The 15,596-nt window shown below is 61.0% G+C and carries 15 protein-coding genes; 10 read left to right on the top strand and 5 right to left on the bottom strand.

What is annotated here, in order from left to right; translation table 11 throughout:
* Positions 1–435 precede the first annotated feature (435 nt).
* Positions 436–1,500: a glycosyltransferase family 4 protein gene (locus tag PQQ52_RS28310; RefSeq protein WP_325043149.1), complete on the top strand. Its 1,065-nt coding sequence runs from the start codon at positions 436–438 to the stop codon at positions 1,498–1,500.
* 293 nt (positions 1,501–1,793) lie between these two features.
* Here PQQ52_RS28310 and PQQ52_RS28305 read toward each other — a convergent pair whose 3' ends face one another.
* Complete coding sequence (locus PQQ52_RS28305; RefSeq protein ID WP_172165159.1) at positions 1,794–2,096, bottom strand: H-NS histone family protein; 303 nt, start codon at positions 2,094–2,096, stop codon at positions 1,794–1,796.
* Between the two features lie 290 nt (positions 2,097–2,386).
* On the opposite strand from PQQ52_RS28305, the gene aqpZ reads away from it, so the two are divergent.
* From aqpZ to PQQ52_RS28290, 3 genes are all read left to right on the top strand, one after another.
* Positions 2,387–3,127 carry an aquaporin Z gene (gene aqpZ / locus PQQ52_RS28300; protein ID WP_408218814.1) on the top strand — a complete coding sequence of 247 codons (741 nt, stop codon included), beginning with the start codon at positions 2,387–2,389 and terminating at the stop codon, positions 3,125–3,127.
* Positions 3,128–3,259: 132 nt separating this feature from the next.
* Entirely contained in the window at positions 3,260–3,955 is a 696-nt protein-coding gene (locus PQQ52_RS28295) for a histidine phosphatase family protein (RefSeq protein ID WP_408218811.1), read from the top strand.
* Between the two features lie 285 nt (positions 3,956–4,240).
* Positions 4,241–4,543, top strand: coding sequence for a PXPV repeat protein (locus tag PQQ52_RS28290; protein WP_408218808.1), 303 nt, complete (start codon positions 4,241–4,243; stop codon positions 4,541–4,543).
* Between the two features lie 69 nt (positions 4,544–4,612).
* On the opposite strand, the gene PQQ52_RS28285 is transcribed toward PQQ52_RS28290, so the two are convergent.
* The gene (locus PQQ52_RS28285; protein WP_408218805.1) at positions 4,613–5,434 is read right to left on the bottom strand and encodes a Cof-type HAD-IIB family hydrolase; all 822 of its coding nucleotides are present in this window, start codon (positions 5,432–5,434) and stop codon (positions 4,613–4,615) included.
* Positions 5,435–5,521: 87 nt separating this feature from the next.
* Positions 5,522–6,403, bottom strand: a complete 882-nt coding sequence (locus tag PQQ52_RS28280; RefSeq protein WP_408218804.1) for a glucosamine kinase nucleotide-binding domain-containing protein — start codon at positions 6,401–6,403, stop codon at positions 5,522–5,524.
* Between the two features lie 140 nt (positions 6,404–6,543).
* Here PQQ52_RS28280 and PQQ52_RS28275 point away from each other — a divergent pair, with 140 nt between their 5' ends.
* On the top strand, positions 6,544–7,140 hold the full coding sequence (locus PQQ52_RS28275; protein WP_408218802.1) for a DNA-3-methyladenine glycosylase I: 597 nt from the start codon (positions 6,544–6,546) through the stop codon (positions 7,138–7,140).
* Positions 7,141–7,450: 310 nt separating this feature from the next.
* Complete coding sequence (locus tag PQQ52_RS28270) at positions 7,451–7,876, top strand: hypothetical protein (RefSeq protein ID WP_408218799.1); 426 nt, start codon at positions 7,451–7,453, stop codon at positions 7,874–7,876.
* 145 nt (positions 7,877–8,021) lie between these two features.
* Here the strand turns inward: PQQ52_RS28270 and rpsU are convergent, their stop codons facing one another.
* Together rpsU and PQQ52_RS28260 are read right to left on the bottom strand one after the other, a co-directional pair.
* Complete coding sequence (rpsU, locus tag PQQ52_RS28265) at positions 8,022–8,234, bottom strand: 30S ribosomal protein S21 (RefSeq protein ID WP_006050883.1); 213 nt, start codon at positions 8,232–8,234, stop codon at positions 8,022–8,024.
* A gap of 369 nt (positions 8,235–8,603) precedes the next feature.
* Positions 8,604–9,545: an aldo/keto reductase gene (locus tag PQQ52_RS28260; protein ID WP_408218796.1), complete on the bottom strand. Its 942-nt coding sequence runs from the start codon at positions 9,543–9,545 to the stop codon at positions 8,604–8,606.
* Between the two features lie 268 nt (positions 9,546–9,813).
* On the opposite strand from PQQ52_RS28260, the gene PQQ52_RS28255 reads away from it, so the two are divergent.
* The 4 genes from PQQ52_RS28255 (at position 9,814) to PQQ52_RS28240 (ending at position 15,563) form a co-directional block, all read left to right on the top strand.
* Positions 9,814–10,962, top strand: coding sequence for a flagellin (locus PQQ52_RS28255; RefSeq protein ID WP_408218793.1), 1,149 nt, complete (start codon positions 9,814–9,816; stop codon positions 10,960–10,962).
* Between the two features lie 157 nt (positions 10,963–11,119).
* Entirely contained in the window at positions 11,120–12,637 is a 1,518-nt protein-coding gene (fliD, locus tag PQQ52_RS28250) for a flagellar filament capping protein FliD (RefSeq protein WP_408218790.1), read from the top strand.
* Positions 12,638–12,656: 19 nt separating this feature from the next.
* The gene (fliT, locus tag PQQ52_RS28245) at positions 12,657–12,956 is read left to right on the top strand and encodes a flagellar protein FliT (protein WP_408218788.1); all 300 of its coding nucleotides are present in this window, start codon (positions 12,657–12,659) and stop codon (positions 12,954–12,956) included.
* 264 nt (positions 12,957–13,220) lie between these two features.
* On the top strand, positions 13,221–15,563 hold the full coding sequence (locus PQQ52_RS28240; protein ID WP_408218785.1) for a tetratricopeptide repeat protein: 2,343 nt from the start codon (positions 13,221–13,223) through the stop codon (positions 15,561–15,563).
* Positions 15,564–15,596: the final 33 nt, after the last annotated feature.

The following is a 15,596-nucleotide window of genomic DNA, read 5'->3' as shown; positions in this document are numbered from 1 at the left end:
TTATTCCGCAGAAATGTGAACCAAATGGTGAGTCCTGAGTGGCTCTCGGTCCGCACCTTGCATCGGTGAAAAGAATTATAAGACGTTTTCACTTCTGCGCAGCGCACGGGGTGTAGGGGCTGCGCTGCAGTCCCGGGAGCGTCCTTTGCTCACTCTCCTCTGCGTTTGGATGTCCACCAATCGGGCTTGCCGGCGATTCGGACAACTCTCCTGCCGACCTGTTACGCATCATGTTTCGCGCTGTAACAACATTAAGCGTTTGAAAAATAACTCGAATTAGTGCGGCCAATCCCGATAATGAAGCTAAGGGATTACCCGATACAGGTTCGGAGCACCCCCGGGCGGCGGCTTACCGCGCCCAACCGTCCGTCAGGCATTCGCTCCTCGCTCTACTCGAGCGCCGCTGTGCGAAGCCGTTTTGAACAGGAGAAACGCATGCGAATCGCACAAATTGCGCCGCTGTACGAAGCTGTCCCGCCCAAACTCTACGGTGGTACCGAACGCGTCGTGTCGTATCTGACCGAAGCGCTGGTCGACCTCGGCCATGACGTCACGCTGTTTGCGAGCGGCGACTCGGTCACTTCCGCGAACCTCGACGCCTGCTGGCCTCGTGCGCTGCGGCTCGACCCGACGATCCGCGATGCGCTGGCTCCGCACGTCCTGATGATGGAAAAGGTGCGCAAGGTGGCGCATGAGTTCGACGTGCTGCACTTTCACCTCGACTACATGCCGTTCCCGCTCTTCACCACCATGGACACGCCGTTCGTGACGACGCTTCATGGCCGTCTGGACTTGCCGGAACTGCAACCGGTGTTTGACGCATTCTCGAATGTGCCGGTAGTGTCGATTTCGGATTCGCAGCGCGCGCCGTTGCCGCAGGCCAACTGGCTGAACACGATTTACCACGGCCTACCGGAGCAATTGCTCACGCCGCAGACGCACAAGAAGCCGGAATACCTGGCGTTCCTCGGCCGTATCTGTCCTGAGAAGCGCGTCGATACAGCTATCAAGATCGCTGCACAAAGCGGTTTGCCGCTGAAGATCGCCGCCAAGGTGGACAAGGTCGACCAGGAATACTTCAAGAAGGAAATCGAGCCGCTGCTTTCCATGGCGCACGTGGAGTTCGTCGGCGAAATCAACGAGGCGCAGAAGCCCGAGTTCCTGTCGGGCGCCAAGGCGTTACTTTTCCCGATCGACTGGTCAGAGCCGTTCGGTCTGGTGATGATCGAATCGATGGCGTGCGGCACGCCGGTGATCGCGTTCAACCGCGGTTCGGTGCCGGAAGTGATCGACCACGGCGTGACCGGCTACATTGTCGAGGACGTTCAAGGTGCGGTGGCCGCGCTGCAACGTCTGGACGAACTGTCTCGCACGGAGATTCGCGCGCAGTTCGAACGTCGCTTCAGCTCAAAAACGATGGCTCAAAATTACGTTGACGGCTACTCGGCACTGATCGAAGCAACGCGCCGCCCAGTGTTGCGCCAGGTCGCGGTGGGCTGAGCGACGCACTTAAGCGGCTGATATTTTTATGCGTCCAGCCGCTTAAATCGTGCCTCTGCCGCTTACGCCGCTTTCGGATTCACACGCCAATCACGAGTAAATTTGCCTGGTGAATCGTTTGCGCAAGCGGTTAGCAGGAGTTAACCCGCTTCTACTCCGAAAAAGCCGCCTCTCAGAGGCGGCTTTTTTAATACAGGAGTGGATACGCTTCCATCCCGGGATTAGCGCAGCGCGAATAAACAGCCAGGCGACGATCAACCTTCAGTTGGCTTTCGCCTGGACTAACAGGGCATTCAAGCCGCGCCAATCAGAAAGCGTTCGCGATTCTTGCCGACAATCCACTTTGGCGGTTTGCCGCGACCGCTCCAGGTATTGCCCGATTTCGGATCCTGGTACTTGGCCGGCAGCGGCGCCTTTTTTGGTGGGCGTCCGCGCCTGGCCGCGACCGCAAAGCCGAGGTCCTGCGCGGTTAGACCGTATTCAGCGATCTTTTGGCGGATGTCGGCGACAACATTGTCGACTTCAGTACGACGCGCTTCATCTGCCTGTGCCTGCAATTTGGCGATCTGCGCCTTGAGGTCTGCATATTGAGACATTTCGGTTCTCCCCTTTTTTAGAACTCATTCGCTCGCAGACTAGCTGTAATTATAAAAATTCGCAATGGACAATAATACCGATTTAGGAAGATATCCTCTGATAATTATTAAGCGTCGATGAATTGTAAAACGAGATCTTTATCAGGTAATAATAGGTAAAGGCGACTCCACATTGACAATTCTTGACACCTAATCTGGCCGTCTTTCCCTAGAATTGCGCGCTCAATGGCATGCACTTGCGCTTAGCATTCATGCCACTCCAAGCGTCAAACATTTTAGGATTACCAATCATGCAGTTGTCAAAGCGCCTTGCTGCCGAGCTGTTCGGCACCTTCTGGCTCGTGCTCGGGGGCTGCGGCAGCGCCGTCCTCGCCGCTAACTTCGCCGGCCCGGTCCACGGTCTGGGCATCGGCTTCGTGGGCGTCGCGCTCGCATTCGGCCTCACTGTCCTGACCATGGCGTATGCGATCGGCCACATCTCCGGCTGCCACCTGAATCCGGCGGTGAGCGTCGGCCTGACAGTCGCCGGCCGCTTTCCGGCTCGCGACCTGCTGCCGTACATCGTTGCGCAAGTGATCGGGGCGGTGCTGGGTGCGCTGGTGCTGTCGTTGATCGCATCGGGCAAGCCGGGTTTCGACCTCGTTGCCAGCGGTTTCGCCAGCAACGGCTATGGTGAGCGCTCACCAGGCCATTACTCGCTCGCGGCCGCCTTCATTTGCGAAGTGGTCATGACAGGCTTCTTCCTGTTCGTCATCCTCGGTGCGACCGACAAACGCGCCCCGGCCGGTTTTGCGCCGATCGCCATTGGCCTGTGCCTGACGCTGATTCACCTGATCTCGATTCCGGTCACCAATACGTCGGTCAACCCGGCGCGCTCGACAGGCCCGGCACTGTTCGTCGGTGGCGCAGCGGTGGACCAACTGTGGATGTTCTGGGTCGCCCCGATTATCGGCGCGGTGATCGCCGGCGTGCTGTACCCGGTCATCGCCGAAAGCCGTCGCGGCAATTTGCAGGAAATGGCGCTCGACTGATCAGTGAGTGCGCGTATCCGGGCAGTCAAAGCGGGCGCTACGGCGCCCGCTTTGTTTTGTGCGCACGATGCAAGCCGCCAATGGCCCGCTGCTAGAATCGTGCGACTTCCCAAGCTCGCACAGGTGCTACCGATGACCCGTTTCCGCGGATTCCTGAATGGCGTCGCACTCTCGATCGGCGGTCTGTGTGCTGGCGTATTGGCGTTACCCGCTGCCCACGCTGCGGACGGCAATACTGAAACGCTCGTATTCGTGCGCCACGGTGAGAAACCCGCCAAGGGTTACGGCCAGCTCAATTGCCAGGGGCTCAACCGTGCGCTGGCGTTGCCGGCAGTGATTGCCGCCAAGTTCGGCAAACCGGATGCGATCTACGCCCCCGATCCCGGCCAGCAAAAGGACGACAGCGGTCACCCCTATTACTATATTCGCCCGCTTGCGACCATCGAGCCGACTGCCATCCAATTCCAGATGCCAGTGCAAACGCCGTACGGTTTCGCCCAGATCGACCAACTCGGGACGACGCTCGTCAATCCGGTCAATCGCAACAAACTGATTGTCGTCGCGTGGGAGCACAAGCTGATCGTGAAGTTGTTGCGTCAGATGATGAGCACGCATGGTGGCAATGCCGCCGACGTTCCCAACTGGCAAAGCGACGACTTCGACAGTATTTATATTGTTCGCCTCGACTGGCAAAACGGCACGGCCCACGCCAGTTTCAAGCTTGACCGCCAGGGACTGAACGGCCGCGCGACGGATTGCCCATGCGCGGCGCTGCCGAACGCCCCTTCTGCTGCCGCGGCGGGCGCTTCCACGAGCTCAGCGGATTAATTGGGTAATACAGATGTAAGCCGTGATTACGGGCGCGGCCGGCCGATTTTTGCAGCGGGCGCCGGCAACTGGGCGCCGGCCCGTCCTCATAAGCCGAAGAGCCTTATGCGGCGGGGCGCCGAGTGGAAAACGCACCCCACGTGTTGCGATCGAATGTTCCTTCTATAAGCTTTCAAAGCCTGCGACGATGCTTGCAGTCCGTAACATCTCGTCGCAGTAGAGAACGCCCGGAATGCGTAGATTGGTCCTGTGCGACAAACATACGTCGCCTCACAGGAGAACAACATGAAACGCATCGTCACTCATTTGCTGGTTGCTGCTGGACTCGCGGCGGGCGCATGCGGCGTCGCGCAAGCGCATACGGATCTGAATATCGGCCTGTCGCTCGGCGCGCCGGTTTATGCCCAGCCGGCGCCTGTCTATGCAGCGCCGCAGCCGGTGTACTACGGCAATGGCGGCTGGGACCACCGCTACGACCGCGGCGACTACTATCGCGGCGATCACGGGTATAACCGCGGCTGGGATCACAACGACCGTCACTGGGGTCACGATGACCGTGGCGATCGCCGTGGCGGGTGGCACGGCTAAACGCCGCGCTGCGTAAGGTCTTGAAGAAGCGGCTCGCATCCACGAAAGAGGGTGCGGGCCGTTCCGTTTTCAGGACATCAGTTCATCGTCGAGCGAGAAAAGCTTGCGCAGATGATGCGCGACGCCCGCTTCGAAGTTATTGCCGATGCGCGGCACGTTCGGCAGACGCGTGATGAGATCGGGATTGGCATTGTTCATCATGAACGGATGGCCGGCTGTTTCCAACAGGTCGATATCGTTCATGTTGTCGCCAAACGCCACGCATTGCGAGGCGTCGACGCCGAGGCGCTCGAGCACGATCTGCAAAGCACGCCCCTTCGATACGTTCGCGGTCATCACCTCCAGGCAGTCCGGCAGCGAATAGGTGACGTACAGTGCGTCGCCGAATTCGCGCGCCAGGTTGGCCGAGATATGCGCGAGATCGGCGGGATCACCGATGTAAAGGGCCTTGGCGATGTCAACACCGTCGTGCTTCGGCAGATCGGTGACCTCGTAGGTGAAGCCCGAGTCCTGATGGAATTTCAGCAGGTCTGGGGCATCCCGGTCGATCAACCAGGCCTGGTCGGCGAACAGATTGACAATCACGCGGCCATGCGCGCCGACGACGTCCGGCTGCACCAGCCGCTGCACGATGGCCGGAGGCAGGTCATCGGCGTGGATCACGGTGTTATCCGGCGCGTGAATGCGTGCGCCATTCGACGTGATCAGATACGGGTTGATGCCCAGCAAGTCGCGAATGCCCGCGACGTCACAGTAGTGGCGCCCCGTCGCGATCACGAAGTGCAGCCCATCGTTTTCCAGTTTGCGCACGGTGGCAATCGTGAACGGGTCCACCTGGTGGTCGGCGTTGAGCAGCGTGCCGTCGAGATCCGTGGCAATGACTTTGTACATAGTGTGAGCAGCCGGGCAGCGTCAAAGATCGTATTTTACCGTTGCGCGCCGTCTCGGTGAGATCGCACCCGGTATGCGAGGCGATTTTCAGCCGGTGATGCGAACGGCTTCGCGCTGCGCCAACTGCAAGCCGCCGTGTGCGGAATCCGCCAACGGCTCACGCAAACGGTCCTGATAAATCTGCGGCACGTACTCGCGCAAGGGTGCGCCGAGACCGCCGCACAGCGCGACCGGCAACGTCGCCGAAGGGTCGAGCGCGGCAATCATCTTGCCCACGTCTATACCGGCCTCACCGAGCAAATGCGCCGCGAACGGATGCGTGCGATGCGCAATGACGATCGGTGCGAGCCGTGCATAAGCCGTCTGATTGGCTTCGCACAGCCAGACCACAAGGCTGTCGCGGTCATGTGCACCGGTATGGGCGAGCAGCGCCTGCGCCAGATCGTCGTGGGGCACACGCCCGTCGAGCGCCTGCTGCGCGTGCACGATGCCTCGCAGCCCGAGCCAGGCGCCGCTCGCTTCGTCGCCCGAAGGGTAACCGAAGCCACCGGCGATTCGGTATTCGCCATTGCCCTCAAGCGCGGCCGCCTGACTGCCCGTGCCGAGCGCGACAACCACGCCGTGCGCGCCGCCGTGCGCACCGAGCAAGGTGGTGTACACGTCGCTCTCCACCGCGAGCCCGGCTACCGCTGGCGCCTGCGCGCGAAACGCGGCCAGCCAGTCGCGATTATTGACGCCTGCCAACCCGCAACCCAGTACGCAGCGTGCCCAATCCAGCGACACGCCGACGCGCGCAAACGCGTCGGTGCAGCCGGCCCCAATGGCCTGCCACGCGCGTTCCACACCGAGGCCCAGACCCGACGGCCCGCTCGCCGCCTGCGCGAGTTCGCGGCCCTGCGCGTCGCCGAGTACGACGCGCGTACCGCTGCCGCCGCCGTCAATGCCGATCAAAAAGAGGTCTTTATTCATCGAATCGAGTGAGTTCAAAGGGTGAATAACGCATAGCGTGGCAGGTCAGTTTCAATCCGGCAATCGGCCGAATGGCCAGCTTGCAGCGCGCCCGGCTTCCGCTATGCTGACGGGCGACATGACAACGCGGGAGCGCGAAAGTGACACAGCGATGCAACTGGGTATCGAGCGAAGCGCTCGCACACTACCACGACACCGAATGGGGCGTGCCCTCGCGTGACGATCAGCATTTGTTCGAACTGCTTGTGCTGGAGGGCGCGCAGGCAGGTTTGTCATGGTCGACAATTCTCAACAAACGAACCGGCTATCGCCGTGCATTCGCCGACTTCGACATCGACAAGGTAGCGCGCTTTACGCCCAAACATGTCGATGCACTGGTGCTGGACGAAAGTATCGTGCGCCATCGCGGCAAGATCGAGTCGGCCATTACCAATGCGCGCGCTGTGCAGCAAATTCAGGCCGAGCACGGCTCGCTCGCCAACTTCATATGGTCGTTCGTCGATCAGACGCCGATCCAGAACGATTGGGCATCGTATAAACAGGCACCTGCATCGACCGAAATTTCAGACGCGCTCAGCAAGGGGCTGAAGCGCTACGGCTGCAAGTTCGTCGGCTCAACGATCTGCTATGCGTTCATGCAGGCGGTCGGCATGGTGAACGACCATGAGGCGAGCTGCATGTGCCGCGCACGATGCGCCGCGCTCGGCAAAAAAGGCCGCAATCGCAAAGCCAGCTGAGGCGGCAGCGGTCGCCATCTCGTGGAGCCACGCCTCTGAAGACGCCGCTCCAGTCGCAAGCGCCCCTCGGGTATCCGGTAAAGCCCGTCTACGCTTTTCTCGCGCCGGGCCGTTAAAGAGGCAATGAGCGCTGGCAGCCGCGGTGGCGGTCGGTATCAGCAGGCCAGCACAAAAGGCAGACAAGCCAAACCCGGGAATTGAAGGCTTTTCGTCGCGCTAGTCCGGGCTTCGCTAATCGACGCGTGCCTGATACTGCCATTCATGCGCTCAAACAACGAATAGCCGCTACGTAACGCATGGGAGACCAACCATGAAAACCCTTAACTTCCTGACCCATCAGGAGATTTTCGATCAGGCCGTGGACCATCTGCTCGGCCAGAAGCGCGCCGCCTTGCTGCCACGCGGCGGCGGCGCCTATCGCGGCTACTGCGGCGGCTGCCCGGTTGGCAGCTTCATCAAGCCACGCGACTACATGACCGCGATGGAAGGCGTTCCCGTACGCTACATCGGCAAAGCGCCCGTCGAGGTGCCCGCCTATATGGATGCCGGCATATCTGCGCTTAAGAAGGCGCTGCTGCGCGCTCGTCTCAATGTGTACGACCCAGCTACCGTCACGCTGCTCAGTTGCCTGCAAAACGTGCACGATGTGTTCGGCACGTGGGAATGGCATGAGCGTCTGACCTCGATTGCCCGGCAATTCGGGCTGTCTGCCGAACGGCTGAAGAGCGCTGCCTGACGCCAAACGCAAGCCGGCAACTCAACCACAAAAGCCCACCGCAAAAAACCACCGCCCAAAAGCAAAACGGCGATGTGGCTTCTTTCGAAGCTCACACCGCCGTTCGGCGTGCGAAATGCGCGTAATGCAGCGCGGAAAAGCGTGCTTAGTGCAGCTTTTTCGGCAGCATCTGGCTGCGCAGGCGCTTGTGCAGGCGCTTCACAGCAGCAGCCTTCTTGCGCTTACGTGCCGTGGTCGGCTTTTCGTACGATTGGCGCTCACGCAGTTCAGCGATCAGGCCATTCTTTTCGATTGCGCGACGAAAGCGGCGAATCGCCACTTCGAACGGCTCGTTTTCTTTCAGAAGAATCGTCGTCATGTAATTCCTAACTCAATCACTTGATAGGGGTAAATTGCGTGGCGGTTACCGCTTTTGGTACCGCTCACGCGCCGGCCCTCCGGTCGTTCCGATTCATGGCCAGTAACAGGCAAACGCGGGCAGAACCCGGCCAAACCACGAATGAAACGAAAGGCAAAGCGGCCACGGAGGCCGGAAAAGAGAGGTGGGGAGTTCACCGCGGAACGCGGACAGACGTAATGCCAAAGCCGCGCCTGCTGCTGTTTCGCCAACCTTTCATCAATGAAAAACATTGACGAAACAGGCAAAGATCTCAATTCACTCCCGATGATATCAGGAAACTCTCCATCCTACCAGGGGTTTAGCGATCGCGCCAGGTCCCTTGCGCGATCAGGCGCTCGCCTCATCCAGTTCACGGATGTCGGCTCCCGTCAGCATCAGGTGAACGGCGGCAGCCAGGCTTTTGAGCTGGTCGACCGAGGTCGCGCTGGCAATTGGGGCCGTTACGCTCGGGCGGGCAATCAGCCATGCCAGTGCGACGGTCGCCGGCGTGCTGCCGTGCCGCTCAGCGACTCGGTCGAGCGCGTCCAGAATCCGCAAGCCGCGCTCGTTCAGATACTTCTCGACCCGGCTGCCGCGCGCCTTGTTGGCCAGATCAGCCTGCGAACGGTACTTCCCGGACAGAAAGCCGCTTGCAAGACTCCAGTACACCACCACACTGAGCTGATTGGCGAGCGCCACCGGTTCGGTCTCACGCTCATACTCCGCACGATCGTACAGGTTGTACTCCGGCTGCAGCAACTGGTACTCGGGCAGCCCGTGCTGGCGGGACACGGCAAGCGCTTCCTCGACGCGGGCACCGCTGTAGTTCGACGCGCCGATCACCCGCACCTTGCCGGCTTCAATCAGCTTCTGGTACGCGCCAAGCGTTTCAACAAGAGGTGTCTCGGCATCGTCGTCGTGAGAAAAATAGACATCGATGTAATCGGTCTGCAAGCGCCGTAGCGAATCTTCGACCGCCGCCTGAATGTTCGCCGCTGACAAGCCCTTGCGCTGCGGGTGCTTGGACACCTTGGTGGCGAGCACGATCCTGTCGCGCTTTCCGCTCTGCCTGAACCACTTGCCAATGATGGTTTCCGATTCACCGCCCTGGTTGCCCGGCGCCCATGCGGAATAGACATCGGCGGTATCGATAAAGTTGAGCCCCGCATCGACAAATGCATCCAGGATCGAAAACGAGGTGGCTTCATCAGCGGTCCAGCCAAATACATTGCCGCCAAACATAAGCGGCGCGACCTCTAATTCGGAACGTCCAATCCGACGCTTTTGCATGATTTCTCCAGGGTTTGTCTCAAGAGAAAAGAGAATACGCCGTCTTTTCAATACCTGCAGTGGACCTCCCGAACAAGGCTGCAAGCGGCTTACAGACGAGCGGCGGCCGAACCGGCCCGATAAACAATTGGGTCGCTATTGCACAAAGTTCCTCAAGTTTTTTTTAGATGCGCCGTCAACCTTCACTGAGGCGGCCAGCAATGAACGAGTGCTTTCCGCCGATGCCAACGTGGCGTATTGGGCTCAAGGCTTATTTAGGAGATTTTCCATGCTCGGAATCAATAGCAACATCAACTCGCTGGTTGCACAGCAAAACCTTAATGGCTCGCAAAGCGCCCTTTCGCAAGCCATCACCCGCCTGTCGTCGGGCAAGCGCATCAACAGCGCGGCTGACGATGCAGCAGGTCTGGCAATCTCGACGCGTATGCAAACGCAGATCAACGGCCTGAATCAAGGCGTGTCGAATGCGAATGACGGCGTGTCGATGATTCAAACCGCATCGAGCGCACTGTCGTCGCTGACCTCCAGCCTGCAACGTATCCGCCAGCTGGCTGTGCAAGCATCGACCGGTTCGCTGTCGTCGAGCGACCAGGCGGCACTGCAACAGGAAGTTGCGGCGCAGATCTCGGAAGTGAATCGTATCGCGTCGCAAACGACGTACAACGGCACGAACATTCTGGACGGCTCGGCAGGCAACGTGTCGTTCCAGGTCGGCGCAAACGTCGGTCAGACGATCAGCCTGAACCTGAGCCAGTCGATGTCGGCTGCGAAGATCGGCGGCGGCCTGGTGCAAACGGGTCAAACCGTCGGCACCGTCGCTGTGTCGACGGACGCAAGCGGCGCGTACACGGCAACGGGCGCGGCGATCACGTCGGTCAACGTTCTGTCGGACGGCAAGGGCGGCTTCACGTTCACGGACCAGAACAACCAGGCTCTGAGCTCGACGGCAACCGCCGCGATCTTCAGCGCAGGCACGGGCACAGGCACCGGCACCGCAATCACGAACCTGACGCTGACGGCGGCACTCGCAACTTCTATGGGTGCAACGGCAGGAAACGCCGCAACGGCAGCAGTTGCGCAGATCGACGCGATCAACGCCCCGCCGACCGTTTCGGGCCTGAACATCAGCACGGTCACGGGTGCAAACGAAGCGATGGTCTCGATCGACAACGCGCTGGCAACGGTCAACAACCTGCAAGCTTCGCTGGGTGCCGCGCAAAACCGTTTCACGGCAATCGCAACGTCGCAGCAAGCTGAGTCGACCGACCTGTCGTCGGCACAATCGCAAATCACGGACGCCAACTTCGCACAAGAAACGGCGAATCTGAGCAAGGCGCAAGTGCTGCAACAAGCTGGTATCTCGGTGTTGGCGCAAGCTAACTCGAACCCGCAGCAAGTTCTGAAGCTCCTGCAATAAGAGCTGACGTAGTAACGGAGATGCGCCACGCGCGAGTGCGGCGCATCTCCGGGTTTCGAACAACGGGAGGCATGCCTCCCGCTGTGCATTCCGATCACGAAGTGATGTAGCATCGCGCAGCACCCAATACAGATTTCTAGACGCCTGGAGCTTCCGCATGTCCTCGATCTCAAACACGTCTTCCGCCGCGTCGACCGCCGCCGCCAATGCCGCGCTGCAATCGGCCGCGCAGTCGATCATCAGCGGCTCGACCGGCAATACGTCGATGGATGTGGGGACGCTCGTGACGGCCCTCGTGAACGCGAAGACCGCAGGACAAGCCGCAGCGCTGACGGCACAACAAACTACCGACAACACCACGCTGTCCGCATACGGTGCCCTGAGCTCCGCGCTGAGCGCGTTGCAGGCGAGCGTCGCGAATCTCGCCAACGGCACCACGCTGTCGACTTTCGCGGCAACCGCCAGCGGCACCGGTCTGACGGCAACGGCAGGTGCGGGCGCCGTGGCCGGCACCTACTCGGTGGCAGTGACGCAGGTCGCCAGCTCGCAGGCTCTATCGTCGGCAGCCTTCGGCGCCACGACTCAACTGGGCACCGGCACGCTGACCGTTTCGCTCGGTGGCCAGTCGATGAATATCAATGTCGACAGCACCAACAACACGCTGTCCGGCATTGCCGCCGCGATCAATACCGGTACAGGCAATCCAGGCGTTACGGCGACCATCGTGACGGGTACGGATGGCGCCCACCTCGTGCTGCGCGCGGCGAATTCCGGCGCAGCCAACGTCATCAACGTCTCGACCAGCAACATCACCTCCGACACCGGCCTGTCGAGCCTCGGCGTGACCTCGACCGCCAGCACCACGGGCGGCCAATCGTCGATCACGTCGGCGAATTCGAGCAGCGCGTGGTCGCAAAGCGGCTTTGCCCAGGACGCGGAATTCACGGTCGGCGGAATCGCAGCCAGCAGTGCAAGTAACTCGGTGACGAGCGCCATTTCCGGCGTCACACTGAATCTGGCCACCGCGTCTGCCGGCACCACGCAGACGCTGACCATTTCGCAGGACACCGCGGCGGAAAGCACCGCGATCAACAATTTCGTCAGCCTGTACAACACCGTCGTCACGACGATGTCGACGCTCACGTCATACAGCTCCTCGTCCTCGTCGCAAGGCCCGCTGCTGGGCGACTCGACGCTGATGACGATTCAGAACGCGCTGGCCAATATTGTCGGCGGCGCGGTCGGCTCGGGCACCACGGGCACCACGCTGGCGGCGATCGGCATTACGCTGAAGGACGACCCGGCGGACGGCACGATGGTGGTCGATAACACTGCGCTGAGCACCGCGCTGACGAGCAGCCCGGCAACTGTTGCGGCGCTCTTCAACCCGACCAACGGTATCGCCGAGCAGTTGAACGCCAGCATCACCAACTTCACGCAGACCGGCGGCCTCATCGATACGCGCAACACCGCGCTGAACACCGATCTGAAGAGCATCACCACGCAGCAAAGCGCGCTCGCCGACTACACGGCCCAACTGACGAGCCAGTATCAGGCGCAGTTCACCGCGCTCGACACGCTGATGGCGACGATGAACAACAATTCGCAATACCTGACCGCACTGTTCGGCGGCGCCAACAGTGCCGGCGCGCTGGCATCCGCCAACAACAACTAAGTCCACGGACCCGATCGAAATGAACCAGACCGAACTGATCGAACGGCTGCTGACGATGACCCGGGAAATCGAACAGGCCGCCTCACTCGCCGACTGGCCGGAAGCGGCCCGCTTGACCGAAGCGCGCTCGCCGCTGCTGATGTCGCTGTCGGCGGAGCAGGAACCGACCGCGCTGGACATGATCCGCCGGATCCAGGCCATCGACGCAGCGCTGCTCGCCGATGCGGAAACCACCCAGAACGAACTGCACACCGAGTTCGAAGCCGCGATGGGCCGCACCAAGGCTGCCGGCGAATATCAGCGAATGGCCCGGCTGTAACAGACGAATCCAGCCAGAGGCCGCGACCGGCCGAATGGCTCAACCAGATAATAAGAACTACGCGCTGAAATCAGGCGCGCTCGTTCCCTCGGCCCGCCTCGTGCGGGCTTTTTTCTGGGTTTTTCCTGATTTTTTCTGGCCATCCCGTCTTCCAGGCATGGTGGCCATGCGCCAAACAGGCGGTCTTTTTACCGTCATCTCCGAGCATCGGAAACAGTCGCCTCGCCGCACAATTTCAGCCATAGACCATTCTGCGCTGAGACCATGACTCTCCTTCACGAGCAGCCGACCGCTGAACCCTTGACGCCCGAACAGCAACTCGAGCAAGACATTCTGCTCGTTTTGCAAACCGCGCTGGATCACCACCACAAGGGAGAACTGGACGACGCGCAAGCGCTGTATCAGGCCATCCTCGAAGCGCGGCCCAATCACACGGACGTGCAATACAACCTAGGCGTGCTGCTCGTGCAGCGCAAGCAACCCGCCGACGCCCTGCCCTATCTCGAAGCCGCTCTGGGCGGCGCGCCGGATAACGGTCAGTTCTGGGTCGCCTACATCAACGCATTGATCGACGCGGAGCAAATCCCGGCGGCATGGCTCGCGCTCGAAATGGGTCAGCAAAGAGGGTTGAGTGGATCGGCCGTTAACGGTTTGATCACGCGCATGGCGCACGACGGCGCCACGCTCCCGACCACCGCCGTGGCGCCGGACGTGGTGCCTTCCGTCGCTGCGGAAAGCGCCGATGCCGGTTCAGACGACAGCAAACGCGCCGTCACCGACACGCGCCGCCCGAGCCCGCAGGAAATAAATCGCTTCAACGCGTTGTTCAACAAAGGCCATTTGCCACAGGCCATCAAACTCGCGCGCGAGCTGACCGGACGGTTTCCCGCGTACGGCCTCGCGTGGCGCTCCCTTGGCATCGCCTTGCATCGCGCGGGGCATTACGTAGAGGCGATCGAACCGCTCAGGACAGCGATCTCGTTGGGCAGCGACGACGCCGAAGCACGCAACGCGCTCGCTGACTTGCTACGCTTGACCGGCAACCACGCCGCCGCGGAAGTCGAGTGCAGAACCCTGCTTGAGCTGAACCCCAGCTACTCGGAAGGCCATCGCGTGTTGGGGCTCGTGCTCGCCGCCCGCGGACGGCACCGTGAAGCGATCGTGTCGTGCAAGCGCGCGGTCGAATTGACGCCCGAGCACGCCGAGTCGCACGGTACATTGGGCGTGGTTTTGCTGGACCAGGGCGCTTCGCAGGAAGCGAGCCCCTCGTTTCGTCGCGCGCTCGAGCTGGAGCCGAAAAACTCGCTCACCCGCAGCAATCTGCTTTTCTGTCTCGCGCACGATCCCGACGTCGATACCGAACAGATCTACGCTGAGCATCGCAAATTTGCCCGAATTCACGAAGCACCGGTACGCGCCACCTGGCCGAAGCACACCAATAACCGCACGCCGGGCCGCCGCTTACAAGTCGGCATTGTCTCGGGCGACTTGTTCCGGCATGCCGTCTCCTCGTACCTGATGCCGGTCATGGAACCGCTCGCGAAAGACGAGAGCCTGACGCTCCACGTCTACTACAACCATGTGGTCGAGGACGACTATACGCAGCGGTTCCGCAGCCACGCGGATCACTGGAACATGATCGCCGGCATGACCGACGAGCAATTCGCCGCCAAGATTCGCGCCGACAAGATCGATATTCTGATCGACATGACCGGGCACACCGGCCGTAACCGGCTCCAGACGTTCGCGCGCAAACCTGCGCCGATTCAGGTCAGTTGGATCGGCTACCCGGCGACCACCGGTCTCGACGCGATGGACTATTACCTCAGCGACCGCTTCTTCACGCCGTTCGGCGATATCGAGCGCCAGTTCTCCGAGAAACTCGTGCACCTTGCCGCCATCGGTCCGTTCCAGCCGGAAAAGACCGCGCCGCCGGTCAACATCCTGCCGGCCATGCACAACGGCTACATCACGTTCGGCAGTTTCAACCGTCTGAACAAGTTGCGTGCCGACGTGATCGCTGTCTGGGCAAAGCTGCTTCGCGAACTCCCCACTTCGCGGATGGTGCTCGGCTCGATGGCCGGTGACGAAGGCGACGAAACGTTGATCAACTGGTTCGTGCAGGAAGGCATTTCGCGCGACCGGCTCAGCTTCCGCCCGCGTTCGACCCTGCCCGTCTACCTGCAGCAGCACTTCCAGGTCGACATCTGTCTCGATACATTTCCGTACACCGGTTCGACCACGGTCCTGAATTCGCTGTGGATGGGTGTGCCTACCTTGACGATGGCCGGTAAGACTATGGCCAGTCGTGCAGCCGCCGCGTGGCTGAGCCACACCGGCCTTGAAGACTTCGTGGCCGCCGATGTGGATGAGTTCGTCGCCAGGGGCGTCGCGCTGGCCTCGGACATCCCTGCACTCGCCGCGCTGCGCACGGGATTGCGCGAGCGCTGCAAGGCATCGGCCGTGTTTCAGCCCGAAGTCGTCGCGGCCAGCCTGTCGCAAGCATTCCATCTCATGTGGCAGCGCTGGCGCGACGGTCTCGCGCCGGCGGCTTTCAGCGCAGACGATTCGCAAACAGCAGGCAGCGACCTGGCTCACACGGCATAAAGACATTCATCCGTGACCCGGACTAAAAAACAG

Origin of the sequence: Paraburkholderia sediminicola, from assembly GCF_046030555.1 — a bacterium.
GTDB classification, from domain to species: Bacteria; Pseudomonadota; Gammaproteobacteria; order Burkholderiales; family Burkholderiaceae; genus Paraburkholderia; species Paraburkholderia sediminicola_E.
The sequence above is the reverse complement of the archived record's forward strand: the minus strand, read 5'-3'. Positions and strand labels throughout refer to the sequence as shown.

Coding starts and splice junctions, on each gene's coding strand:
- aqpZ (WP_408218814.1), top strand. CDS start 2,387: ATGCAGTTGTCAAAGCGCCTTGCTGCCGAGCTGTTCGGCACCTTCTGG.
- PQQ52_RS28280 (WP_408218804.1), bottom strand. CDS start 6,403: ATGAATAAAGACCTCTTTTTGATCGGCATTGACGGCGGCGGCAGCGGT.
- fliD (WP_408218790.1), top strand. CDS start 11,120: ATGTCCTCGATCTCAAACACGTCTTCCGCCGCGTCGACCGCCGCCGCC.
- PQQ52_RS28305 (WP_172165159.1), bottom strand. CDS start 2,096: ATGTCTCAATATGCAGACCTCAAGGCGCAGATCGCCAAATTGCAGGCA.
- PQQ52_RS28255 (WP_408218793.1), top strand. CDS start 9,814: ATGCTCGGAATCAATAGCAACATCAACTCGCTGGTTGCACAGCAAAAC.
- PQQ52_RS28285 (WP_408218805.1), bottom strand. CDS start 5,434: ATGTACAAAGTCATTGCCACGGATCTCGACGGCACGCTGCTCAACGCC.
- PQQ52_RS28240 (WP_408218785.1), top strand. CDS start 13,221: ATGACTCTCCTTCACGAGCAGCCGACCGCTGAACCCTTGACGCCCGAA.
- rpsU (WP_006050883.1), bottom strand. CDS start 8,234: ATGACGACGATTCTTCTGAAAGAAAACGAGCCGTTCGAAGTGGCGATT.
- PQQ52_RS28295 (WP_408218811.1), top strand. CDS start 3,260: ATGACCCGTTTCCGCGGATTCCTGAATGGCGTCGCACTCTCGATCGGC.
- PQQ52_RS28310 (WP_325043149.1), top strand. CDS start 436: ATGCGAATCGCACAAATTGCGCCGCTGTACGAAGCTGTCCCGCCCAAA.
- PQQ52_RS28270 (WP_408218799.1), top strand. CDS start 7,451: ATGAAAACCCTTAACTTCCTGACCCATCAGGAGATTTTCGATCAGGCC.
- PQQ52_RS28290 (WP_408218808.1), top strand. CDS start 4,241: ATGAAACGCATCGTCACTCATTTGCTGGTTGCTGCTGGACTCGCGGCG.
- PQQ52_RS28260 (WP_408218796.1), bottom strand. CDS start 9,545: ATGCAAAAGCGTCGGATTGGACGTTCCGAATTAGAGGTCGCGCCGCTT.
- fliT (WP_408218788.1), top strand. CDS start 12,657: ATGAACCAGACCGAACTGATCGAACGGCTGCTGACGATGACCCGGGAA.